This is a genomic window from Alkalimonas sp. NCh-2, from assembly GCF_039631345.1.
Lineage (GTDB): Bacteria > Pseudomonadota > Gammaproteobacteria > Enterobacterales > Alteromonadaceae > Alkalimonas > Alkalimonas mucilaginosa.
On sequence record NZ_JBDIUV010000001.1, the window covers coordinates 990,501 to 1,012,497 of the forward strand.

Below are 21,997 nucleotides of genomic sequence, written 5' to 3' on the forward strand. Positions count from 1 at the left end.
CCAGATTGGGGACACTCGATAGCGCGGTGCAAATGATAATGATTCTCACCATTAAGATCAATAGCAAATGTAAACAATTATCATCTAGCATAGGGGCTAGTTGCCGAGCATCAGCAGCAGAGCAATAACAGGAAGGAGTAAAACCCGAAGACTGGGAAAATATGGGGGATAGGTAGGTCCTGGTCACTGCCATGGACTGGCAGTGACCAGCTAGTACAGAGCGGTTAGAAGCGGTAACGGAAGCCCAGCTCGAAAGAGCGCTCCGGGCCAACATAGATACCCTGACGCAAACCAGCGATGTATTGCTTGTCGGTCAGGTTTTTCACAGCACCAAACAGGGTAAACTCATTGCTTACACTGTACTGTGCAGTCAGATCCAACACGGTATACGAAGGCAGCAAGCCACCCCAGATGCCACCACCGGCACCGGTTGGCAACTCAACCTGATTGCTCGGATCACCGTACTGCTCACCACGGTGGTGTGCTGTCAGCGCCGCTTTCAGGTTATCTGCACTGTAGTTCAAGCCAATATTGGCCATAAACTTAGGGGCATACGGCAAACGATTGTCTTTGTGATCACCGGTCTTGAACTTAGAGGTTGGGATCCAGGTGGCATTGGTATCCAGGCTAAAACCGGCACCAAAATCATAAGCCAGTGCCAACTCCATACCGCTGTGCTCGGTTTTACCTGCATTGGACTGAGACAAGTTTGGATCGCTGTTGCCCGTTACCACCTGATTGCTGAAGTCCATATAGAAAGCAGCCACTTCAAAACTCAGCGCGCCTTCGCTGCCACGGATACCAATCTCATAGTTGGTAGCCCGCTCACCATCCAGCTTCTGATCGGTCAGGCCATCCAGGGCCACGCCATTGGATGCCGGAGAAAACGCACGGTATACACCACCGTACAGTTGCACAGCAGGAGTCAGCTCATACGTCGCTCCCAGACCTGGCAATACTTCCGTGTTGCTGGTTTTGGCTGAAGCATTGTTCTGAGTCAGGATTTCCCGCTCTTGCTCATACGACTCAATCCGCACCCCTGGTGTTACCGCCAGGCGTTCAGTCAGTTCAATACGGCTTTGCACATAGGCGGCGATGCTATCGGCCGAGTCAACAATATGGCGGTCATTCACACCAGTGCGATCCGATGCGCGGGTAGCGCGAATACGCATATCGTTGGACTCTTCGCGCATCAGCCGTAAACCAAACTCAGTGTCAGCAGCCAGGTCACCCAACTGATGTGAAAGACTCAGACGGGTCTCGACACCAAAACGCTCGAAGCTACGGTTATTGCCGGTTAAATCATCAGTATAAACCCAACGCCCGGCAGCATTGGATGCAGCCGTATCCACATTGTAACGCCAGTAATCGCGGCTGACATCACTCCAGTACACCAGGGTTTTCAGGGTGGTGGTGTCGTTGATAGTCCATTCGTGGTTTACGTCAAAAGCTTTGCGATCTTGCAGATACCAGTCGTCCGGTGCCGGATTGTAACGCTCACCGGCCAGGTAATCGTTCAACAGCAAACCACGGTAAGAAATATTGGCATCGTTTTCATGGTAAGAGAATTTCACACCAATGCGCTGGTTGTCACCAATGGCGGTGCCGGCTTTTACCATCACATCGCTCATCTCGTAGCCTTTGTCCATAAAGCCATCGCTCTTGGCATGGGTGGCGACCACACCGGCATACGCATCGCCCGAAGCATTTTTACCACCGGCTTCGATGCTGGCTTCACGCATATTGAAAGAACCAATACGGCCAGAGAGCTCTACACCGTTATCCGGTGTTTTGGTGATGTAGTTGACAACACCGCCAATGGTGGATGGGCCATAACGCAACGACGCCGAGCCTTTTAAGATCTCTGCACCGTCCATACGTTGAATACGCGGGTTGAAATAACGATCATTGCCAATAAAAAGCCCCGGAGCTACCGGTACGCCATCTTCCAGCACCAGTGATTTGGATTCGCTGGCCGACAAACCACGTAAACCAAAGTTGGCAACAATGGAAGTTTCTTCTTCGCCCTTGATATTGATACCCGGGACACGGCGCAATACGTCTTCGGTCGACAAAGGCTGAATAGCATCAATCTGATCACGACTGATCAAAATCACCGTACCGGTTTCAATATGGGCATGACTCAGTTGATCGCCTTTCACACGGATCACTTCAATGCGCGGAGCTGATGAGCGCTGTGCGCCATCGTCGTCGCCAACAACTTCGCCAGCCAGAGTAGTCAGTGGCATAGCACCAAGTGCCAGTGCCAACGCTAATTTATTGGGTGTAAATGTTCTTCCTACAGCCATGATGATACCCCTTAACTTAAGAATGAATCGTCAATCAGCAGTGTGCGTAACCACTGCTCTTGTTGTTCTGTTTGGGGCAGGATCCTAAGCGCTAATGATAATGATTGTCAATTGAATTGTGATATTGTTTTACTTAATAAGGGCGCACTTCCTCTGCGCCCTCGCGACTGAACCGGTCTCTTTGCATGCCCCTTAGCCAGCACTGCCGTATAGATACTCCGCACGCTGAAACAAAATCCAACTGGTTAGAATGTACTTATCGTTGGATACCGGAATACAGCCTCTGTGGGTATGGGTAAAGTAGGCCGGTGCTATCACCATGCGACCGGTTTTAGGCTGGATGGCTTTGTTCTGGTAATAAAACTCGGTCTGACCGCCGTCCTCAACATCGTTCAGGTAGAACATAAACAACAGCGCCCGGTGCAAAGCCTCGTTGTGTGGCTGCTGCGGATATACTTCGGAATGCCAGTAATTGTAGTTGCCTTTGCCGGCGTCGTACTTTTGCATTTGCACCGCACCAATCCGAAACAAGGCCCGCATATAGTCAGCCACTTTATCACTACCGAACTCGGTAAAATTATCGTGGGTCAATGCCACCGGCTGGCCGGTTTGTGGATGGCGGATGGTCAATGCAATAGGGCCAATCAAAGCAAAGTGATGCTTCCGAAAATACTGCTCGGCATAGTTGGACGTTGCTTCAATAATGGTGTGCAGGTGCTGCTGGTATGCGGCATGCTCGTTTAAGTACAGATCAGTACTTATTTTTTTGCTGGGATCTACCCCACCACCGGTGCGGCCAGGAGCTTTGTGTGCGCTTTGCTCAAAATCAGCGATCAGCTGTTGGCAAAAAGCCGGGCTTAGCGCATCATCGTACACCTCAATAAAATCAGTCATGGGTCTCTCTTGCAATGTTCACAGAAGTTATACAACCGCGTTTTTCAGAAACGGATGCGTTAGGTCACATTAACAATACCGTGGTCGCGGTCTGGTTTGAAGCCTGCCGCACGCCTATTTTTCAGATTTTCACCCCAGAGCTGGATCTAAAGCGCTGGCCATTGATCGTTGCCAGCATAGCAGTGGATTTTAAAGCCCAGCTGCATTATGGCAGTGAGGTAGAAGTGCGCAGCTGGATCAGTCGGATTGGTAACAGCTCTTTTGAGGTCACCCAGCAAGCCTGGCAGCACGGCCACTGCTGCGCCGAAGGCAAAGCGGCTTTGGTGCATTTTGACTACCAACTGCAAAAAGCCAAAGCGCTCAGCCCGGCGCTGAAAGCTGCCCTGGAGCAGCATACGCTCTAGCGCTTAGCCAGGGCAACGCCCCTCAAAGCGCACCGTCATGCTGGCCTGCCGGATCGGCGGAAACACCGAGACCGTGCCGGAGGCTTTCAATATTCCATCGTCCACCCAGCGCTTGAGTTCAGGGGCCTCTGCACTGTCTTCAGGGCCGCGATGCACCCACTGGGCGTTGTCGTAAGTGACCGACAATGCGTGCATACCCGGCCAGCGTTGCAACATCAGCGTGACGCTTTGCCCATCGGCCAGCGTGCCCCGTGCACCAGCTGTTTCCGGATCTTCAGCACAACTGGTCACTTCCACCGGGAAGGCTTCACCGTCCAGCCACAGTGTGCCGGTACCAGCTGACATGGCAGAAGTGCTTAGTAGTAAGGCCATCGCGGGAAAAAACATAAAACCTCCTTGTGGTGAGTTTGGGTACTTCCTGATACGTTTGCAGCCATAACCATAGCACAAGGGGGAGTTTTGGAGGTAGAAAGAGCTTGGTTGCTAGAGGTTCCATCGATGGCCGCAACCGTGGCAACGATGCCTGGCTTTACGCACCGGAAAAATAACCCCGACGACCCCCAGCGTTAAGATAAGCAACAGCAGCATGGCTGGTGGTATGCTGTGCTGGATGGCTTTCGCGCCGCAATGGGGGCATCCCTCCGGCTCTGTATCCGGAAATTCCTGCTGCAAGGAGGCCTCATACTCCCCAGCCAGATGCTGCTGCAAAATAGTCCGGCCTTGTACTTCCTGCTCTGCCTGAACCTGCACTCTGACCCCACCGAGGGCCTGAGACAGACTCCAGTTCGCCCAGATATGATGCTCATGCGCGATCCAGGCAGGGATCCCTTCAGCTTCCAGCCGCCCTTTGGCAAGATGGGCCTCAACAGGGTTGGTAAAAACCTCAATGGTTACAAGTGTTGGCATGCTGCTGTCAATTCAGGGGGCTAGACTGTCGAGCATACAACTGCTCCAGCGCTTCACGCAAGGTCGGATAAAAGGTAAGGATGCCTGGCTCAGGCTGCACACCCGCTTTAGCCAGGGTTTTAAGAGGCTGGAACTGCAGATCGGCGATTAGCAGTTCGACCTGCTGTTTGCGGCACTGTGCTCTGAGTTTTTCCAGGGCTGCCAGGCCGCCGGCATCCAGCAGCGGCACCCCATCCATATACAACAGCAAGCCGCGCTGCTGCGCGCTCAGTAAACCAATTTCAGCAAAAATACGATCGGCGGCGGCAAAAAACAGCGGGCCACTGATTTTCAGTACCTTCCAGCCTGCTGGTAATGGCTGTTCCACCTGCTTGCGGTTTTTGGAGATATCGGTCACTTTGGTCATGGCAGCGATATCTTTCATAAACAGCAAGGTCGCCAGCAAAATGCCAGCGGTAATGGCGATGACCATATCCAGAATCACCGTCAGCAGCAGGCACACCATAAACACCAGCACATCGCTGCGTGGCGCGGTTTTTAACAAATGCACTGCTTTCGGCGCTTCGCTCATGCCCCAGGCCACCATCACCAGCAAGGCTGCCAGCGCCGCCATCGGGATATAGGCCAATAAAGGGGTGAGCAGCAAAAGTGCCAGCAACACCACCAGGGCGTGCACCATGCCGGCAACGGGCGACTGTGCCCCGGCATTGAAATTGGCGGAAGAACGAGCCAGCGCTGCCGTTGCGGTAATACCGCCAAAGAATGGCGTAATGATGTTGCCAAGCCCCTGCCCAAGCAATTCACTGTTGGCACTGTGCCGCCGGCCACTGGCATTGTCCAGCACCACGGCGCACAGCAGCGATTCAATGGCTCCCAGCATGGCAATGGCAAAAGCGGCCGCCAGCAAATCCTTCGCCAGTTGCCAGCTAAAACTAAGCGCCACCCCATCCGGGCCGGGGCGGTTCCAGGGCCAGTCAAAGTAAGGCAAGTACGGCGGTACACCGGCGGCCAGGCTGCCATCGCTGGTCAGATAACTAAAACGGGAAGAGACTGTCGCCAGATCAGCGCCAAAATGCAGCAACAACATGCCCAGCAAGGTGCCCACCAACAGCGCCGGTAAATGCGGTGGAACCGGCGTTTTCAAGCGCCGCCAGCCAATCATCACCAGTAAGGTGGTGCTGGCCACCAGCACACTGGCCCAGCCGGCTTGCGGCATGGTCTGCACCAGCAGCCAGATCTTATCGGCGAAATGTTCTGGCAGGGCCTCGAGCGGCAAACCAAAGAAGTCTTTGAGCTGCAAAATGACGATCACGATGGCAATGCCGGAAGTAAAACCCAGGGTGACGGATTCAGGAATGTACTCAATCAACCGGCCAAGCCGAAACAATGCCATAGCCACCAGCATCACTCCGGCCAGCACCGAGGCCAGCAACAAGCCGCTGAGGCCATACTTCAAAGCAATCGGATAGAGGATCACCACAAAGGCCGCGGTTGGGCCCGAGATGCTAAAGCGCGAACCACCGGTCAGCGCAATCACAAAACCAGCAATGATGGCGGTGTACAGGCCATACTGCGGCGGCACCCCCGAGGCAATGGCCAGCGCCATCGCCAGTGGGATGGCAATAATGCCCACCGTCACACCGGCCAGCAGATCTTTCATCAGCTTGCGCCGATTGTAGCCCTCGGCCAGGCTTTCACGCAGAGCATGGCAAATGCGCAAGGAAAATAAATGGGCCCGGTGCGACATCTCACCATCCCTATGCTAACCAGAGGATTTTACTCAGTATAACGCCATTGCAGGCCAGAACCTATTGGCTATTAGTCGAAAAAATAAGCTGGCTCTGAAGGTAGAACAAGACTGGGCTCATTAGTACAAGTTTGTCAGTAATTATCTTATTTGTAGCATGACTCGTGTGATTAAATACCCAACCAGCATCCAGCTCCCCAACCAGAACAGCACAAGAAGCACATAACCAAGCAAAGTGGGTGCAGGCCAGCCCCAGGATTCTGCCGCACCGAGGACAGGTACACCAAGTTGCTGCAGCAGCATCAGAGGAAGATAGATGGACGCCAGCAGGATTTCCGACCAAACGCCTAAATCCCGCCCCATAGTGGCATACAATAAGACGCAATGCGTAAGGAACAGAACCAATCCAGTTTTAAATGCCATTCTCATTGCGTCAGTTCACCTATATGGGGTTAGGATGCTCAGGTGTAATTCAGGCAGTCATCCATTCAATGCTGACCATCAAACTAACCCGGCACACTGGCAGCAATCACATAATCATGGCCGCTGGCGAGTACGCCGTGCTCTGCCAGTAGGGCTTCACCGCGCTGTTGCAGCGCATCGGCGTGGCGCAGCATGGCATCGGTCAGCGCCTGGTTGCCAAAACGCTGGGCGCGCTGGCGGCACATGCCCAGCTGGCTTAGCAAGAAACGCTCGCCGTAACGGATGCCAAAATGCTTGCAGCTATGCACCTGATAGCCGCTGCGCTCCAACTGGCGTAAGGTCCAGTCGGCTGGGTATTCGCGGTAAGGGCGCTCCTGCGCAAGTAACAGGCAGGCATCGCGCAGCCGGCCAAGTTCGGTGACAAATTGATCGACCTCGTTGTTGCGGTAAAGTGGCACATAAGGCTCCAGTGCGGTGATGTACAAGCGCCCGCCTGGTTTTAAGTGCTGGCGAATACGTGGCAGTACCTGATCCTGCCAATAAGGCGCAAAGCCATCGATGGCGCCAATAAAGTAATCCAATAAAATGGTATCGAACTGCTCACCGGCCAGCAGCTGTTCGTCCATCCAGTTGCCAACCACCAGCCGATCGTCTGGCCGCATGGCGGTCGGGTAATGTTGCGCACTTTGCCGGGCCATGGCTTCGGAGGCAGTAATGGCGGTCCAGCGCTCAGTTTTTAACGTGCTGATCCATTGCAGAGAATTGACGCCGGTACCAGCATCCAGCAGATGGCCCCAGGGCGCATCGCCTTGCAGTTGCTCTATGTAACGAAATAATGCAGAAATTTTCGGGGCTGTGGGGCTGATAACCGGCATAACGGACTCGCAATGATGACAAATAACCTGGGCAATAAAGTGATAATATCACACTCCTTAAGCATTGCCATGGCCGTTTGCCAACCAGACGTATCGGATGAATTATTTTTGCAAATCGTTGCAGATGGGTACAGCAATACGGGTAGAATGCAGTAAAGGCAAGCCCCTTATAGCCCGAGCAAAAAACACACGGAACGGTCTTGCAGAACGTCAAGCCGGAGCGTTTGATAAAGGCCCGGCAAACAACCGCTTACAACGAAGGATGAACCGATGAAATTCCGTTTTCCAGTTATTGTTATCGATGAAGATTTTCGCTCCGAGAATATCTCTGGCTCAGGCATCCGTGATTTAGCCGAGGCCATCGGCAGCCACGGTTTTGAAGTGGTGGGGTACACCAGCTACGTGGATTTAACGGCCTTTGCCCAGCAAGCCAGCCGTGCCTCCTGTTTTATTTTGTCGATTGACGATGAAGAGTTTGGCAGCGGCACCGATGCCGAAGTCAGTGCCGCTTTGACCGAGCTTAGGGCCTTTGTGCAAGAAGTGCGCAAGCGCAATGCCGATATCCCGATTTTTTTATATGGCGAAACCCGCACCAGCCGGCATATTTCGAACGATATTCTGCGCGAGCTGCACGGCTTTATTCATATGTTTGAAGACACGCCAGAGTTTGTCGCCCGCCATATTATCCGCGAAGCGAAAAAGTACCTGGATGCATTGGCACCGCCGTTTTTTAATGCGCTGATGGATTATGCCGAGGACTCGTCCTACTCCTGGCATTGCCCGGGGCACTCGGGCGGCGTCGCCTTTTTGAAAAGCCCGGTCGGCCAGATGTTTCATCAGTTCTTTGGCGAGAACATGCTACGGGCCGATGTCTGCAACTCGGTCGATGAGTTAGGCCAGCTGCTGGATCACACCGGGCCGGTGGCGCAAAGTGAGCAAAATGCTGCCCGTATTTTCAACGCCGATCATTTGTTTTTTGTCACCAACGGCACCTCGACCTCGAATAAAATGGTCTGGCACTCGGTGGTGGCACCGGGTGACATCGTGGTGGTGGATCGCAACTGCCATAAATCTATTTTGCACTCGATCATTATGACCGGCGCCATCCCGGTATTTTTAATGCCAACCCGCAACCATTACGGCATTATTGGTCCCATTCCGAAAAGCGAGTTTTCGCCTGAGTCCATCGCGAAAAAGATTGAAGCCAACCCTTTTGCCCGCAACGCCAAAAACAAAAAACCGCGTATTTTAACCATTACCCAAAGTACCTATGACGGTATTTTGTACAATGTGGAAGAAATTAAGCAGCAGCTGGGCTCCACCATCGATACGCTGCATTTTGATGAAGCCTGGTTGCCGCATGCCAGCTTCCATGGCTTTTACCACAATATGCATGCCATTGGGAAAGACCGGCCGCGCTCTGAAGAAACCCTGGTCTTCGCCACCCAGTCGACCCATAAATTGCTGGCCGGCTTATCGCAGGCGTCGCAAATTCTGGTACAAAATGCCCAGCACCGCAGCCTCGATACCCACCGTTTTAACGAGTCCTATTTAATGCACAGCTCGACCAGCCCGCAATACGCCATTATTGCCAGCTGTGATGTGGCAGCGGCGATGATGGAAGCACCAGGCGGCACCGCACTGGTGGAAGAAAGCTTGCTCGAAGCGATTGATTTCAGACGGGCCATGCGCAAGGTGGATGCAGAGTTTGGTGATGATGACTGGTGGTTTACCGTCTGGGGCCCGGAGCATTTGCCGGAAGAAGGCATTGGCGAACGTGATAACTGGATGCTGCATGCCACGGATAGCTGGCATGGCTTTGGTGATATTGTTTCTGGCTTTAATATGCTGGACCCAATCAAAGCCACCATTATTACCCCGGGCCTGACGCTGCAGGGCCAGTTTGACGAGCATGGCATACCGGCCACGATTGTTAGTAAGTATCTGGCTGAGCACGGTATTATCATTGAGAAAACCGGCCTCTATTCGTTCTTTATTATGTTTACCATTGGCATTACCAAGGGCCGCTGGAACTCGATGGTGACCGAGTTGCAGCAGTTTAAAGACGATTACGATCAAAACCTGCCGATGTGGCGGGTAATGCCAGAGTTTGTGGCGAAAAACCCGCAGTATGAGCGCGTTGGCCTGCGTGATCTCTGTCAGCAAATTCATAATATTTACCGGCAGTTTGATGTAGCCAAAGTCACCACCGAGATGTATCTGTCGAATATTGAAACGGCGATGACTCCGGCGGATGCCTGGGCCAAGATGGCGCACCGGGAAATTGAGCGGGTGTCTATTGATGCTATCGAAGGCCGTGTCACCGCGATGCTGGTCACCCCTTACCCGCCGGGTATTCCGCTGATGGTGCCAGGCGAGCGCTTTAATAAAACCATTCTTAAGTACCTTCAGTTTACCCGCGCCTTTAACGACCAGTTCCCGGGCTTTGAGACCGATGTGCATGGTCTGGTCCGGGAGACGGTAGAAGGCGAAGTGAAGTACTTTATTGATGTGGTCAAAGAGTCCTAGTGACAAGGCAGCGCTGCCATCATTGCAGCGCTGCCGGGTGTTCGCGAATTGGAGAAAGGGAAGCGTATGCGTATCGCACTACTTGGGTTAGGGGATATAGCGCAAAAAGCCTATTTGCCTTTAGTGACCGGACATGCAGAGATAGTGCCGCTACTCTGCACCCGTAACGCTCAGGTATTGGCTCAGTTCGCGCAACAATACCGCATTGAGGAAACGTATTCAGATCTTGCTGAGTTGATAGCAGCGAAACCGGATGCGGTCATGATCCACAGTGCCACCAGCAGCCATTTCGCTATTGCAACGCGACTGCTGCAAGCGGGTATCGCTGTTTTTGTGGATAAGCCGATCAGCGATAGGCTCCCGGAGTGCGAACAGCTGATTAATTTGGCCGAGCAGAAAAATCTGCCATTTTTTGTTGGTTTTAACCGGCGCTATGCGCCGTTGTATCAGCCGGCACTGGCGACGAAACCACTGCAAGTTCATTATCAAAAGCACCGACATAACCAGTGCGCCCCAGCCCGTACTTTTATCTACGATGACTTTATTCACGTGGTGGATTTTGTCCGTCATGTCAGTGGGGTATCGAGCCTACAGCAGTGTGACTTTCAGTTGTTTCAACACAGCACTGCTACAGCATTATGCAGTGTACAGCTGCAGTGGCACTACAAGGATGCCTTGTTCAGTGCGGCCATGAATAGAATGGCCGGTAGCAGCTTTGAGCGGCTGGAGTATTTTAGCCAGGATCAGCACTGGCAAATCGATAATTTAAGGCAGGGTGAATACAGCTGCCACAATCAACGCCAGATATTGGGCTTTGATGACTGGCAAAGTACGCTGTATAAGCGTGGTTTTGTTGCTATGCTGGACCAGTTTATCCAGTTACTGAAAACGGGTAAAACGGACTCAGCAGCCAACCATGCTGCGTTGTTAACCCATCAACTCTGCGAAAAGATACTCGAGAAACTGCCGCAGCACTTAGATAGGTAAGCCATCCATTTCAAGACTTTAGTGGTTATGCGCCTTGCGCTTAAAGTCATCAGATACCATAATTAGGTACTTTTTGGTATTTGGGGCTATTCATGGCTAAAAACACCAGCATCACGCTTGGCGATCACTTCGAAAGCTTTATTAGAAGCCAGATTGAAAATGGGCGTTACGGCTCCGCCAGTGAAGTGATTCGCTCGGCACTGCGCTTACTCGAAAATCAGGAAGCCAAACTGCAGTCACTGCGACAACTCCTGCTCGAAGGGGAACAAAGTGGTGATGCCGATTATGATCTCAATAGCTTGATCAGTGAACTCGATAGTGAAGACGCTTGATGAAGCCATTTGTGCTCACTGCTGCGGCGAAACAGACCATGATGCGCTAACAAGCGCTAACGAAGAAAATCACTAAAAAACTAAAACAAACAACAGGATAAATAAATAAATCCAACCAAAAATGCCAATTGCCCTCTGCATTCCTGTTGCAGCCAACCCTGAATAATTATCAGAAAACTCTGCCGCAATCCTTGGAAACATTGCAATTGCAAATGCAACAGAAGGAAACACAAAAAATGTGCCAAATTTTCTGTTTTCCGTTCCAAATTCACGTAAAGAATACAAGTACTCCTTACCAACTAGCAAAAAAAAGCCAATGTAAATAATGAAGAATAAAGCGGCAAGCTTTTCCGAAAACCCCCACAAAGTACGATTAAAAGATTCATACTCATAGTAATGCCTTACACCAAAGTAAGTTGGCAAAGAAACCAGTACCGCGAGTTGAAATAGAGTTTCTATCATATCTACTAACGCTCGAGTTTAACGCGGAAAGCCGCGCAGCGGGTTGGTCCATTCCTGCTTCATGTACGCCACCGTTTTAAAATCATTGCTTTCGCCTCGGCATGAGGCACCCCCTCACCCTTCTTTATTTGCGCTTCAGCAGCGTAAATAGCTTCCAGCAGCTCTAACCGTTCTTGCATGCGTTGGTATTCATCTATGCCGATCAGCACCGCAACCTTACGGCCATGTTGAGTTAGCACTATCGGGCGCTGCGTCTCGTTAACCTGCTTCACGAAGGATGCTATTCCCGCCCCGAAGCCGGATAACGGACGGCTATCTTCATCTACTCTGAGCTTTGTCATGGCAACATAACCCTGTGTGCGAATGTACTACTAACTGTGCTTTATGAGGGGGAAAAGCGCAATTGATCTTTACCAATTCGATTGCTGCCACACTGGATAAAATGCACTGGTATACCGATCTGATGCACTTGCGGAAATCGAAGCAGGCGATATCTTTCTTATGACCAATTTCCATCTACGGATAAGCTCGAGAATTTTGAGCTAATCCTAAAGTTACTGGCTCTAATCAGGTCCTGGACGCTTCGGGGAGCACCCTTTCCTTAAGCAGACTTGGTTCGCTTCTTCAACAGCTCCTGCTTTATATGCAACACTCGTTGCTGATAGCACACCATTTTTTTGAACCCTTTAGTACTGAAGAGGAAAGCTGCAATCGCAGCTGCAACGATTGCTGATAAGGCTAGTGCAGTCAGCAATGGCGGATGAACGCTTTGTTGGCTCAGCAGCAACCACACACAGCCTAAAAGGATACAAAGCACTGAATACAGTTGCGCCAGCTTAAATAATGCCACCATACCAAGAGCGAAATGAGGCGGCAGCAAGCCATGATAATCCTGCCCCATCTTTTCTTTAATAGCATGTGCAAGTGAAACTCCAGCTAAAATTTTTGGCTGACCACTGCTGTTGGATGATTTCAAACGCCCCTCCCAAAGCATGCCATTTCGGCGGTATTGCTGTGCATTGAGCGGCCGCTGCGGGCGACATTAACACCGCGATCCACATTGGCCAGCGTGGAGCGGTTGGCTTGCGTGCCCAGATTGGCTTTGTAGCGCGCCAGCTGTGATTGAAAGCGTTGCTGCATGTCGGCATGCAAGCGGCGGACCTGAGCTTCTTTTGCCGCTAACTGCGGGTTGTAAGCACCCCGGCCGCGAGCACCACGCGCCTGTGTCTTGGCCTGGCTGACGTCATGCAAATCCATCAGCGCTTGCTGATAACGGACAATGGACTGCTGAAATGCATTGTATTGATGTTTGCTGGCTCCAATCAGGGCGCTGGCGGCAATGGCCAGTAAATGCTCGTCGTAAAGCGCCGAAGCATGCTGCAGGCGCTGCATTTCAGTGGAAGAAAACTGATTCATCACCGCAAGTACCCGCTCATCGCCAGGCTGGCAGATCAACATAGAAATTAACAATAAAATTACCAAACGCTAATTCATCGTAGCAAAGATCAGTTTGTGACTTCTCACCATGCACTGAGATAGCAGCTACGAAGTCATCAACGTTCTGTATTAAATCCTTTTTCGATGTAATACCACTAGATCGTAAATTTTGCCCCGAATTTTTGGAATTATGTGAACACTGATTCTGGAAATCGGGCAAAAGTGTTCACTTTGCGCCAGAATAGGTGTTCACATTAAATCAGAACGGGTGTTCACTTTGGACCAGAATACGCAGTGAGGTACTTGGCGGCAGCCTCGGAACCGGATACCCTATTGCAGTTTCTCGAAAATCGTTATAGCCTATAACTTTAGTTAATGGCTATACGAAACTAACAGGATACCTAAATGGCCCCCCCTACTCGACGCCAACCCGCCACGCATTCCACGATCAACCCGTTGCCTCGCTTCTTCGCCAAGCACTTCGCCGATGGTGTCGTTATCCAGGCAGAAACGTTGGGGTGTTGGCGCGCGGTCCGCATTCATTGCCCGGCTATGCACAGGCTCAACTACGCGCCAGGGCAGCATGTACGCATCGAAATCCGGGACCCGTTCTCGCTTTACGGCATCCTGCGGCCGGTGGAAACCATGCGCACCTACACGATCTGGGACTGGGACAGGCAGGCACTGGCGTTCGAGCTGCGGGCACATCTGTATCGAAGTGACGGTGACGGCATCGGCCTGAACTGGATGCGCGAGGTCCGCGGCGGCGACAGAGTCCGGTTCTGGGGACCACAGGGCAACTTCCTGGTCGGCAGCGCACCGCGTCATCTGTTTGTCGGCGACGAGACCGCATCAGTGGCGTTCGGGCCGATGCTTCGTGCCGTCGGCGCGGACGAAGAGTCGATCGCCATCGTCGAGGCCGAGAATCCGGACGCAATGCTACCACTCACCGTCACTAACGGTGAACTACGTCGGGTGTACCGGCTCGGTGCCTCACCGGTGGCCTCGACTCGCCTGCTGGAGGCAGTCGCGAACGCTGGTGTTGCGGCGCACAACACTCTGGCCTACGTTGCCGGCGAAGCCAAGACGTGCCAGATAGTGCGCAGGCACCTGATTGCGGAGGGCTGGGAACCGACGCGGATTCAGGTCAAACCCTTTTGGGCGCCCGGCAAGCGCGGTCTGCATTAGGCTCGTCTCATGATCCCTTCAAACCCTGGCCGCCGAGAGCGGTTGCGCAAAGCGGTGTTCGCCGAAATCCACGGGCTCGCACGCCACCTGCTGGTCGAGGGAGGTCCGGATGCCGTTACTATCAGCGCTATCGCGCGCGCGATGGGCATGAGCGCGCCGGCACTCTACCGTTATTACCGCAGTCACCGCGACCTGCTTGCCGCGCTAGCCTCGCAGTTGTACGACGAACTTGCCGGGCGGATTGCATTGGCGGGCGAAAAGTCTGGCACCGCCACTGTGCCTCTGCTCGCAATGTGCCGGGCCATGCGTACCTGGGCGACTGCCCATCCCGCGGAGTTCCGGTTCCTGTTCGCCAGCCCTTTCCTGGCCGAAGCCAGCGACGCCGGAAGCGCCTTCGGCGAACTATTCCTGGAGGAAGTCGCTCGCATCTGGCGGCACAAATCATTCCCGGTACCCGCAACTAACACACTGTCTCCTGCACTGAGCGAACAACTATGTGCCTACTCGCAGCGCACCGGCGGACGCCTGCCGCCGGTGGCGATGCATGTGTTCCTCAACGGCTGGGTCCGGGTGTGCGGCGTGTTGAACATGGAGGTACTAAAGCAGTTGGACTTCGCGCTGGCAGACGCTGAACCGTTCTACGAGCAGACACTGAAAGAACTGTGCGCCGCGCTATCAGTTCAGTACCTGCCTGTAAACCGATGACTTCTCGTCAGACAGAACAACTGGCTGCGGCTTGGCACGCCACTTGTAGAAGGTGGCTGAGCTCATGCCATGCTCACGGCATAGTTGAGGAACAGGTGCGCCTGCCTCGGCTTGTTTTAAAATTGCCAGGATCTGGCTGTCGCTAAATTTTGATGTTTTCATGCAGAATCTCCTGCGTTTATGTTACGAGAAAATTCTACTTTTGACGTCAGTTATTTTCTGGGATGATTACCACCTGAGCCGAACGGGCCAGAGAACGTTCCTCGGTAACTGACACCTATAATTCTGTAGTCAGGGAGTTCTGCGTCTTTAGGGTAGCCTTCAGATTCATGCTTAACCCACACTTCTAGAATCTCACTACCAAGCCTTGCAGCAAGAAGCCTAAGCTTTAACAAAACTGAGCCCAAATCGGTTCCCTCTTGGACTACTGACTCCTGAATTTGATGTAATAGCGACAATTCATTTCTCCATAGGTAGTTTGGATGTTACTGGAGTGTATGACGTAAAGCACTCGCGTAACGACTGAGCAGTGGGTGGTATCCCAGCGGTCGCAGGCCGCGAGTACTGCGCTTTGTTAAGGCTCATTTACTTTTTGCTAAGCTCATCAAGTTTCCGATGAATGATATTTAGCTGCAACTCAACCTGCTGATTATTAATATGCTTTGTGTGCATTGAGCTCTCTAATATATAAATAATGTAACCAATGACAACATATAAACCGTACTCAAAATACATAATCAAAAAAACTGCAACTGCGACTTTTATCACAGACCAAAGTGCTATGGAAAAAAACTTTGCATCCAATAGCTTTTTTATCTGCTGTTCTTGTTCACTAAACATAATTGACCACCAGCCTATTTTTTATACCTTGTTAAAAGTTAATCAGCAGCTGGAACCCTAGCTGGAAACTCGTATATAAATTTGAGCAGCATCTCTATGAATGCGATAAGTTCCTCTGCGACATCTTGGGACATGATTGCTATTTCATGCGTTGCTTCGTTACCGCGCTTTCTGATGTGATCTACCCAGCCTCTGCCGTTAGGTGGAACAAAGCCGTTGTTAGCTAGAAACTCTACATAGTGGAAAAAGCTTTTTCCTTCTTCTGCCCCTTGCGTCACAGCTATATTCATAAGTAATTTTCTGCTAGCAAGAACAGATGAGGTGTACGCATTAACTGAAACACAGTTTCTCGCTTCTTTATATAAAGCATCAACATCTCCTGGAAGGTGATGCACCTCATTACCAGGAGCAACTTGCGGAATTTGAACCCCATTCCCGAAATAAGTTGGATTAGTACAATGTGGACAAATCATTATGCGAAGAAAACTAGTACGACGATCAGCATATCCATGAGCAGATGCAACAACATTCCCACAGAACCCACATTTATAGGACTTTGATTCTATTTCAATTGCATTGAGCCAATCGGCCATACGCTCTCCTTACTTTTAATTCTTATTCGATCTAATAATCCATGTTTAGGCACAGACCAGACCGGATTTGTGAAATTTATGCACCCAACAAAATCCAGTTTTTTAATGATGACAATCATTTACAGAAGAAAACAGCTAGTGCCACCAGCAAACACCGATGCATCCATCTAAGCCTATACAACCCTAACTAAGCTCAGAATCAGCCAGTTCAATTTTCGCATCAAAATGCTGGCGGATTTCGGTCAGTGCGGCCTGCAGGGCGCCGCCGCAGGGTAGTGTCATCGCCTGGCGGGCTTTGCGTTGGCGGATACGTTCGGCGCTTTGCAGGTAGCGCATCACTTCCAGCTCACTGGTTAAAATAAGCCGTGGCACCGGTACGCTTTGGCCCTGCTCGTCTTTGGCAATCATGGTGAAGTAGGAAGAGTTGCAGTGCTTCACTGCATCGGTCTGGATGTTTTGCGCATCGACCCGGATGCCGATCACCATGGAGCTGCTGCCGACAAAATTGACCGAGGCTTTTAAGGTGACCAGCTCGCCGACTTCGATCGGGTTAAGAAAATCCACCCGGTCGACCGAAGCGGTGACGCAATAGCGGCCGCTGAACTTGGAGCCGCAGGCAAACGCCACCTGATCCATTAAGGATAACAGGTAACCGCCGTGGATTTTACCGCTGAAATTGGAATGCGATGGCAGCATCAGCTGCGATAAGGTGACCTTGGAACTGGCAACGGTTTTGTAGTCTGCGCCCATAAAAGCTCCGGCTGGTGTTTTAAACACTCTAGCCGAAGCCTGCAGGATGGTAAAGCGCACAGGTCTTCGCCCTGCCGTAAGACTGACTGGTGCCATTGCCATGCAGCCTTGCTTTCCATACCCTATACGCATATGATATGCACATACCTTGTATGGAGTAACAGCTATGAACCATGCCTACGACACCCGAGCCGCTAAAAAGCCGACTAATGTCAGCATCAATAGCGATTTACTCGAAAAAGCCCGGGGGCTGAACATCAACCTGTCCGCGACACTGGAGCAAGCCTTGGCCGAGCAAGTACGAAACGAGCAACGGGCACAATGGTTGCGCGAGAACGCCGATGCCATTCAGGCCTACAATCAATTTGTTGAAGCCAACGGCACCTTCAGTGACAGTGTAAGGAAGTTCTGATGGCGCAGTTTTTTGCGTACAAAAACGCCAACCCGAGGACACGACAGCAATACCCCTACTTGCTGGATATTCAAAGCGACTTATTGAGCGAGTTGAAAACAACGGTCGTGATTCCGCTCTCGCCGGCTGAAATCGCAGCGCCGATGAGCCTGACCAGACTAAATCCATCTTGCGCGCTTGATGGTGAGGTGTTTATTGTAAGAACTCAGGACATTGCCGGGATTGATCGCAGTCAGCTTAGGGGTCAGGCTTATGATCTGACCGCGTACCGCTCTGAGGTGATGGCCGCGGTCGATTTTATTCTGTCTGGGATATAAGGTCCGCCACCAACCTGTGGCGGACAGCTTAGTTCAGCTGGCTGGCGGTGGGTTTGTCCTGCACCAGCACCCAGGGCGCGATCACCACAGCCCAAAGCTCTTGCTCGGCATCAAACCACTGTTTGGCTTGTGCTTCCTCGACCCGCTTCACCTGCCCCTGCGTCAACCAGCTTTGCACCTGCTGGCTGTGGTCCTGACTAAAGGCATAAGCCACATCCACCAAATCCAGGCTGAGATCCACCGCCACCACCGAACCGGCGGCGTAGAATTTTTGCAGTTCCAGCCAGTTGATGCGGGCGGTTTCGCTGGTGATTTTGGCTTTGATCAATTCCGGGGTTTCAACCTCCGGTGGGGTGATGGCAGTCATGGGGTTTCCTTAAACACGGTTACTGCCCGCAGTATACCATGGCCCAGCGCTGGGTTTTAACCCAGCCTGGACTGGCCGGGCGCTTTACTCGCTGGCTTCTTTGTCTTCCGTCACCTGCTGGGCGCTCAGATCGTGTTTTTTCAGCAACTTGTAAAAATCAGTGCGGTTACGCCCGGCCAGCTCAGCCGCCCGGGTGACATGGCCGTCGGTCATTTGCAGCACCCGCACCAGGTACTGGCGCTCAAACTGATCGCGCGCTTCGGTTAAGGTGGGCCAGTAGCTGCTGTCCTGCGCTAAGGCCTGCTCGACCAAACTGGCACTGATCACCGGGCCATGGGTTAAAGCCACGCACTGCTCCACCACATTAACCAGTTGGCGGACATTGCCCGGCCATTTGGCGGTGGTGAGCAGCTGCATCGCATCGTCGGTAAAGCGGGTGGCGTTGACCTGATGACGCTCGGCGCTTTGCTGCAGCGCATGGCGCGCCAGCAATGGAATATCTTCCGGCCGCTGCTCCAGCGGCGGCAACTGCAAATTGACCACATTCAACCGGTAGTACAAATCTTCGCGAAAGCTGCCCTCGCCCATCGCCTGCTGCAAATCCTGGTGGGTGGCCGACAGCACCCGCACATTGATCGGGATGGTTTTGCTGCTGCCAACCGGCCGGATTTGCCGCTCCTGCAAGGCGCGCAATAATTTGACCTGCAGCGGCAACGGCATATCGCCGATTTCATCCAAAAATAAGGTGCCGCCATCAGCTTCACGGAACAGGCCATTGTGCTCATTGACTGCGCCGGTAAAGGCGCCTTTGGTGTGACCAAACAGCTCGGACTCCAGCAGGTGCTCGGGCAAAGCGCCGCAGTTAATCGCCACAAAGGGTTTTTCTGCCCGCGGGCTGGCACAGTGAATGGCCCGCGCCAGCAGCTCCTTGCCGGTGCCACTGGCGCCGGTGATCAGCACACTGACATCGCGCTGCGCCACCCGCTGCGCTTGCTGCAACACGGTTTCCATCTGCTCGGAGCGGCTGATAATGGCCGCGCGCCAATCCGACTGCTCCGGCACGCTTTGGTGCAGCGCCTGCTGCAGAATATCGCGCAGCTCGCTGTGATCGAGCGGCTTGGTTAAAAAACCAAACACACCGCGCTGGGTAGCGGCTACCGCTTCGGGGATGGAGCCATGGGCCGTCATTAAAATCACCGGCAAGCCGGGATTGCGGCGGGCGATTTCATCGAACAAGGCCATGCCATCCAGCCCCGGCATCCGCAGATCGCTCAGCACCACCTCCACATCCTGCCTGGCCAGCACATCCAGCGCCGCTTCGGCACAATCGGCGGTCAGCACCACAAAGCCTTCGCCTTCCAGTCGCAGCGTCAGCAAACGCAGCAAACTGGGATCATCATCCACCAATAAGACGCGGCCCTCAGGGTTGCTCATTGTTCACTCCGTTATCCGGCTGATTCAATCGGGCTTCAATCTGGGTCAGGGCTTCGATTTGTTGCTCCAGCTCCAGATTGCGGGCCCGCAGCTGTTCGTGTTCATGCTGCACATCGGCCAGGGTGCGCGACAGCGCACTGATGGCCGACTCGGCTTCCAGCAGCTTCTGGTTAAAGGCCAGGTCCCAGCCAAACAAAGCAGCCAGATCCGGCGCCGCCAGCATCAGGTGCTCGGCCAGCTGCATCTGGGCCCGAAAACGGGTTAAGTAGTTGTTCTCCGGGTGCAGCTGCATCAGGCTGGTCTGGATGGCGGCCAGTTCAGGCTGCTCCTCCAACTCCCACTGCTCCCGTTGCAGCGAGCTGCTGCTGAGCACCTGCTGGCGAAACTGCAACCAGGCCAGCAGGCTGTCGCTGTCGTCGGCAAGGGTCAGTTGTCGCTGTGGCTCCGCAGTCGGCTCCGGCTCGGGTTCTAGCTCTACCTGATCGGGCACAACCTCAGGTTCGGGTGCAGCCTGCTGCGAACCAAGCAACTGGCACCCCACCAGGCTCAGTAGCACCAGACCAACCAAGATCACTTTCATACCAATTCCTCGGGCAAAGGCAGGCGGATACGGACACAAAAATCCGCCTGAGGTGAATCGACAATGTCGGCTTTTCCACCCAGCAAGCGGGCGCAATCTGCGACAATGGACAGGCCAAGACCGGAGCCCTGCACCTGATCGTGGCGCGGGCTTTGGCCGCGCTGGAAAGGCTCAAACAAACGTTCGCGCTGCTCGGGCGCTATGCTGTGGCCTTTGTTGGCGACATCCAGCCACCACTGCTGCTCATGCTGCTGCAATTCAATCCGTACTTCGCTGTTCTCAGCACCATAGGCTTGGGCATTGTTGATCAGATTATCCAAAATACGCCGGAACAACATGCCATCGGTGTACAGCTGTTCCACCTGGCAATTAAGCCGAATGGCCTGGCCGCGCTGCTGCAGCGCCAGGGTATGGTCCTGCACACAGGCTTCTATCATGGCGCGAGCCGGATGCCATTTTAACTCAGGTTTGGCTTGTTGCAGTAAGCGGTTGTAATCCAGCAACTGCTCGGTCAGTTGGCTGAGCCGGTCGGCACTGCCGTTCAGCAAGGCCACCACTTCCTGCTGCTGGGGCGTTAAAGGCCCGACCAACTCCTCGGTCAGTAAGGAGCAGCCTTCCCGGATACTGGATAACGGCGTTTTCAGTTCATGCGAGGCATGGCGCAGTAAAATCAGCCGCAAGGACTCCAGTTGCTGCAAGCGACCAGCCAGTACCCGCAGCTGCTCGCCCAGCTCGGTCAGCTCTTTCGGGCCCTGCACTCTGGCTTCCGGAAACGGCTGCTGCCGGCCAATGGCGCGGATCATCCGCTCCAGCATGGTGACCGGGCTGGTAATACGGCGCGAACCCCAAATTACCAACAGCAGAGTTAAAAACACCAACAGAATGGTTTGCCAGGTCAGTTGTTGCTGAGCGGAGGCGACATCGCGCTGCTGCGCCGCCAGTTGCAGCTCCAGTTGTTGCCAGATCTGCTGCGACAAGCGGCCTTGCTGCTGTCGTAGTTGCTGCAACAAGGGTTCGAGCTGGTCGGCACTTTGCTGGGTAAAAGATTGATTGAGCTGCTGCAGGGTGAGTTCTTGTTGCTGGCATAAGGTACTTTCGCTGAGTGACTGACAGACCTGAGGCAACAGTTGCTGGTAGCTGGCCAGATGGTTTTGCGCCACCCGGGCCAGTGCTTCGGTTTTCAGCACGGCAAACTGGCGGATGGCGCGCTCGATGTCCACCACCTGGTTTTGCATTTGCTCCATCCGCCGCACACTGGCAGCCGAGTTGCTGGCCTGCTCCACCGCTTGCTGGCTGATGCCGGTTAGCGCACGGTGACTTTGCCACATCAACACCGCCACTGGGATCAGCGCCAGCACAAAGCTGGACAACACCAGTTGTCGCAGGGAAGCGGTTTGCAGCAGTTGAAGTTTCATCGATTGGATACGGTCGTCCGATTTAGCTCAAGCATACCGTGTTTTAAGGGCAAGCAACAGTCTGAGAGCGGAGTGACAACATCCCCAGACT

General features: G+C 53.1%; 27 protein-coding genes and 1 pseudogene. 8 read left to right on the forward strand and 20 right to left on the reverse strand.

Going from position 1 to position 21,997, the window contains the following annotated elements; all coding sequences use genetic code 11:
• Nucleotides 1–224: 224 nt before the first annotated feature.
• Nucleotides 225–2,309 carry a TonB-dependent receptor gene (locus ABC502_RS04815; RefSeq protein WP_345915045.1) on the reverse strand — a complete coding sequence of 695 codons (2,085 nt, stop codon included), beginning with the start codon at nucleotides 2,307–2,309 and terminating at the stop codon, nucleotides 225–227.
• A 192-nt stretch (nucleotides 2,310–2,501) separates the two neighbouring features.
• Complete coding sequence (locus tag ABC502_RS04820; RefSeq protein ID WP_330086426.1) at nucleotides 2,502–3,203, reverse strand: 2OG-Fe(II) oxygenase; 702 nt, start codon at nucleotides 3,201–3,203, stop codon at nucleotides 2,502–2,504.
• 14 nt (nucleotides 3,204–3,217) lie between these two features.
• Between ABC502_RS04820 and ABC502_RS04825 the strand changes: the two genes are divergently transcribed.
• A complete protein-coding gene (locus ABC502_RS04825) occupies nucleotides 3,218–3,607 on the forward strand; it encodes a thioesterase family protein (RefSeq protein WP_345915046.1) in 390 nt (129 codons plus the stop codon).
• Between the two features lie 3 nt (nucleotides 3,608–3,610).
• On the opposite strand, the gene ABC502_RS04830 is transcribed toward ABC502_RS04825, so the two are convergent.
• The 5 genes from ABC502_RS04830 to ABC502_RS04850 form a co-directional block, all read right to left on the reverse strand.
• Nucleotides 3,611–3,994, reverse strand: coding sequence for a hypothetical protein (locus ABC502_RS04830; RefSeq protein WP_345915047.1), 384 nt, complete (start codon nucleotides 3,992–3,994; stop codon nucleotides 3,611–3,613).
• 96 nt (nucleotides 3,995–4,090) lie between these two features.
• The gene (locus tag ABC502_RS04835; protein ID WP_345915048.1) at nucleotides 4,091–4,513 is read right to left on the reverse strand and encodes a DUF2007 domain-containing protein; all 423 of its coding nucleotides are present in this window, start codon (nucleotides 4,511–4,513) and stop codon (nucleotides 4,091–4,093) included.
• A gap of 7 nt (nucleotides 4,514–4,520) precedes the next feature.
• The gene (gene dauA / locus ABC502_RS04840) at nucleotides 4,521–6,260 is read right to left on the reverse strand and encodes a C4-dicarboxylic acid transporter DauA (RefSeq protein WP_345915049.1); all 1,740 of its coding nucleotides are present in this window, start codon (nucleotides 6,258–6,260) and stop codon (nucleotides 4,521–4,523) included.
• A gap of 141 nt (nucleotides 6,261–6,401) precedes the next feature.
• Entirely contained in the window at nucleotides 6,402–6,683 is a 282-nt protein-coding gene (locus ABC502_RS04845) for a hypothetical protein (RefSeq protein ID WP_345915050.1), read from the reverse strand.
• An 83-nt stretch (nucleotides 6,684–6,766) separates the two neighbouring features.
• The gene (locus ABC502_RS04850; RefSeq protein WP_345915051.1) at nucleotides 6,767–7,558 is read right to left on the reverse strand and encodes a class I SAM-dependent methyltransferase; all 792 of its coding nucleotides are present in this window, start codon (nucleotides 7,556–7,558) and stop codon (nucleotides 6,767–6,769) included.
• Between the two features lie 270 nt (nucleotides 7,559–7,828).
• Here ABC502_RS04850 and ABC502_RS04855 point away from each other — a divergent pair, with 270 nt between their 5' ends.
• The 3 genes from ABC502_RS04855 to ABC502_RS04865 all read left to right on the forward strand — a co-directional run bounded on the left by ABC502_RS04855 (nucleotide 7,829) and on the right by ABC502_RS04865 (nucleotide 11,406).
• Nucleotides 7,829–10,087 carry an arginine/lysine/ornithine decarboxylase gene (locus ABC502_RS04855; protein WP_345915052.1) on the forward strand — a complete coding sequence of 753 codons (2,259 nt, stop codon included), beginning with the start codon at nucleotides 7,829–7,831 and terminating at the stop codon, nucleotides 10,085–10,087.
• Nucleotides 10,088–10,153: 66 nt separating this feature from the next.
• Nucleotides 10,154–11,074 (forward strand): Gfo/Idh/MocA family oxidoreductase, encoded by a 921-nt coding sequence (locus tag ABC502_RS04860; protein WP_345915053.1) that lies wholly within the window; start codon nucleotides 10,154–10,156, stop codon nucleotides 11,072–11,074.
• Nucleotides 11,075–11,166: 92 nt separating this feature from the next.
• A complete protein-coding gene (locus tag ABC502_RS04865; RefSeq protein WP_345915054.1) occupies nucleotides 11,167–11,406 on the forward strand; it encodes a type II toxin-antitoxin system ParD family antitoxin in 240 nt (79 codons plus the stop codon).
• A 72-nt stretch (nucleotides 11,407–11,478) separates the two neighbouring features.
• On the opposite strand, the gene ABC502_RS04870 is transcribed toward ABC502_RS04865, so the two are convergent.
• The 4 genes from ABC502_RS04870 to ABC502_RS04885 all read right to left on the reverse strand — a co-directional run bounded on the left by ABC502_RS04870 (nucleotide 11,479) and on the right by ABC502_RS04885 (nucleotide 13,326).
• The gene (locus ABC502_RS04870) at nucleotides 11,479–11,868 is read right to left on the reverse strand and encodes a hypothetical protein (RefSeq protein WP_345915055.1); all 390 of its coding nucleotides are present in this window, start codon (nucleotides 11,866–11,868) and stop codon (nucleotides 11,479–11,481) included.
• Between the two features lie 59 nt (nucleotides 11,869–11,927).
• Nucleotides 11,928–12,209 carry a type II toxin-antitoxin system Phd/YefM family antitoxin gene (locus ABC502_RS04875; RefSeq protein WP_345915056.1) on the reverse strand — a complete coding sequence of 94 codons (282 nt, stop codon included), beginning with the start codon at nucleotides 12,207–12,209 and terminating at the stop codon, nucleotides 11,928–11,930.
• A 260-nt stretch (nucleotides 12,210–12,469) separates the two neighbouring features.
• Nucleotides 12,470–12,844: a hypothetical protein gene (locus ABC502_RS04880; RefSeq protein ID WP_345915057.1), complete on the reverse strand. Its 375-nt coding sequence runs from the start codon at nucleotides 12,842–12,844 to the stop codon at nucleotides 12,470–12,472.
• Nucleotides 12,841–13,326, reverse strand: a complete 486-nt coding sequence (locus ABC502_RS04885; protein ID WP_345915058.1) for a hypothetical protein — start codon at nucleotides 13,324–13,326, stop codon at nucleotides 12,841–12,843. The genes ABC502_RS04880 and ABC502_RS04885 overlap by 4 nt, the downstream gene beginning before the upstream one ends.
• Before the next feature lie 384 nt (nucleotides 13,327–13,710).
• On the opposite strand from ABC502_RS04885, the gene ABC502_RS04890 reads away from it, so the two are divergent.
• Nucleotides 13,711–14,493 carry a siderophore-interacting protein gene (locus ABC502_RS04890; protein WP_345915059.1) on the forward strand — a complete coding sequence of 261 codons (783 nt, stop codon included), beginning with the start codon at nucleotides 13,711–13,713 and terminating at the stop codon, nucleotides 14,491–14,493.
• Between the two features lie 9 nt (nucleotides 14,494–14,502).
• Complete coding sequence (locus ABC502_RS04895) at nucleotides 14,503–15,198, forward strand: TetR/AcrR family transcriptional regulator (protein ID WP_345915060.1); 696 nt, start codon at nucleotides 14,503–14,505, stop codon at nucleotides 15,196–15,198.
• Between the two features lie 30 nt (nucleotides 15,199–15,228).
• On the opposite strand, the pseudogene ABC502_RS04900 reads toward ABC502_RS04895, so the two are convergent.
• From ABC502_RS04900 to ABC502_RS04920, 5 genes and pseudogenes are all read right to left on the reverse strand, one after another.
• Nucleotides 15,229–15,360: pseudogene (locus ABC502_RS04900) on the reverse strand (transposase); the annotation flags it as partial.
• 50 nt (nucleotides 15,361–15,410) lie between these two features.
• On the reverse strand, nucleotides 15,411–15,656 hold the full coding sequence (locus tag ABC502_RS04905; RefSeq protein WP_345915061.1) for a hypothetical protein: 246 nt from the start codon (nucleotides 15,654–15,656) through the stop codon (nucleotides 15,411–15,413).
• 127 nt (nucleotides 15,657–15,783) lie between these two features.
• A complete protein-coding gene (locus ABC502_RS04910; RefSeq protein ID WP_345915062.1) occupies nucleotides 15,784–16,038 on the reverse strand; it encodes a hypothetical protein in 255 nt (84 codons plus the stop codon).
• Between the two features lie 38 nt (nucleotides 16,039–16,076).
• Nucleotides 16,077–16,631: a DUF4145 domain-containing protein gene (locus ABC502_RS04915; protein WP_345915063.1), complete on the reverse strand. Its 555-nt coding sequence runs from the start codon at nucleotides 16,629–16,631 to the stop codon at nucleotides 16,077–16,079.
• A 183-nt stretch (nucleotides 16,632–16,814) separates the two neighbouring features.
• The gene (locus ABC502_RS04920; RefSeq protein ID WP_330089241.1) at nucleotides 16,815–17,381 is read right to left on the reverse strand and encodes an acyl-CoA thioesterase; all 567 of its coding nucleotides are present in this window, start codon (nucleotides 17,379–17,381) and stop codon (nucleotides 16,815–16,817) included.
• Nucleotides 17,382–17,547: 166 nt separating this feature from the next.
• On the opposite strand from ABC502_RS04920, the gene ABC502_RS04925 reads away from it, so the two are divergent.
• Together ABC502_RS04925 and ABC502_RS04930 are read left to right on the forward strand one after the other, a co-directional pair.
• Nucleotides 17,548–17,793: a type II toxin-antitoxin system CcdA family antitoxin gene (locus ABC502_RS04925; protein WP_330127910.1), complete on the forward strand. Its 246-nt coding sequence runs from the start codon at nucleotides 17,548–17,550 to the stop codon at nucleotides 17,791–17,793.
• Nucleotides 17,793–18,110, forward strand: a complete 318-nt coding sequence (locus ABC502_RS04930) for a CcdB family protein (RefSeq protein WP_345915065.1) — start codon at nucleotides 17,793–17,795, stop codon at nucleotides 18,108–18,110. Before ABC502_RS04925 ends, ABC502_RS04930 begins: the two co-directional genes overlap by 1 nt.
• Before the next feature lie 28 nt (nucleotides 18,111–18,138).
• On the opposite strand, the gene ABC502_RS04935 is transcribed toward ABC502_RS04930, so the two are convergent.
• From ABC502_RS04935 to ABC502_RS04950, 4 genes are all read right to left on the reverse strand, one after another.
• Complete coding sequence (locus ABC502_RS04935) at nucleotides 18,139–18,477, reverse strand: DUF2288 domain-containing protein (RefSeq protein ID WP_345915066.1); 339 nt, start codon at nucleotides 18,475–18,477, stop codon at nucleotides 18,139–18,141.
• Between the two features lie 84 nt (nucleotides 18,478–18,561).
• On the reverse strand, nucleotides 18,562–19,911 hold the full coding sequence (locus ABC502_RS04940; RefSeq protein WP_345915067.1) for a sigma 54-interacting transcriptional regulator: 1,350 nt from the start codon (nucleotides 19,909–19,911) through the stop codon (nucleotides 18,562–18,564).
• Entirely contained in the window at nucleotides 19,898–20,491 is a 594-nt protein-coding gene (locus ABC502_RS04945; protein ID WP_345915068.1) for a hypothetical protein, read from the reverse strand. Before ABC502_RS04945 ends, ABC502_RS04940 begins: the two co-directional genes overlap by 14 nt.
• Nucleotides 20,488–21,906 (reverse strand): HAMP domain-containing sensor histidine kinase, encoded by a 1,419-nt coding sequence (locus ABC502_RS04950; protein WP_345915069.1) that lies wholly within the window; start codon nucleotides 21,904–21,906, stop codon nucleotides 20,488–20,490. The genes ABC502_RS04945 and ABC502_RS04950 overlap by 4 nt, the downstream gene beginning before the upstream one ends.
• Nucleotides 21,907–21,997: the final 91 nt, after the last annotated feature.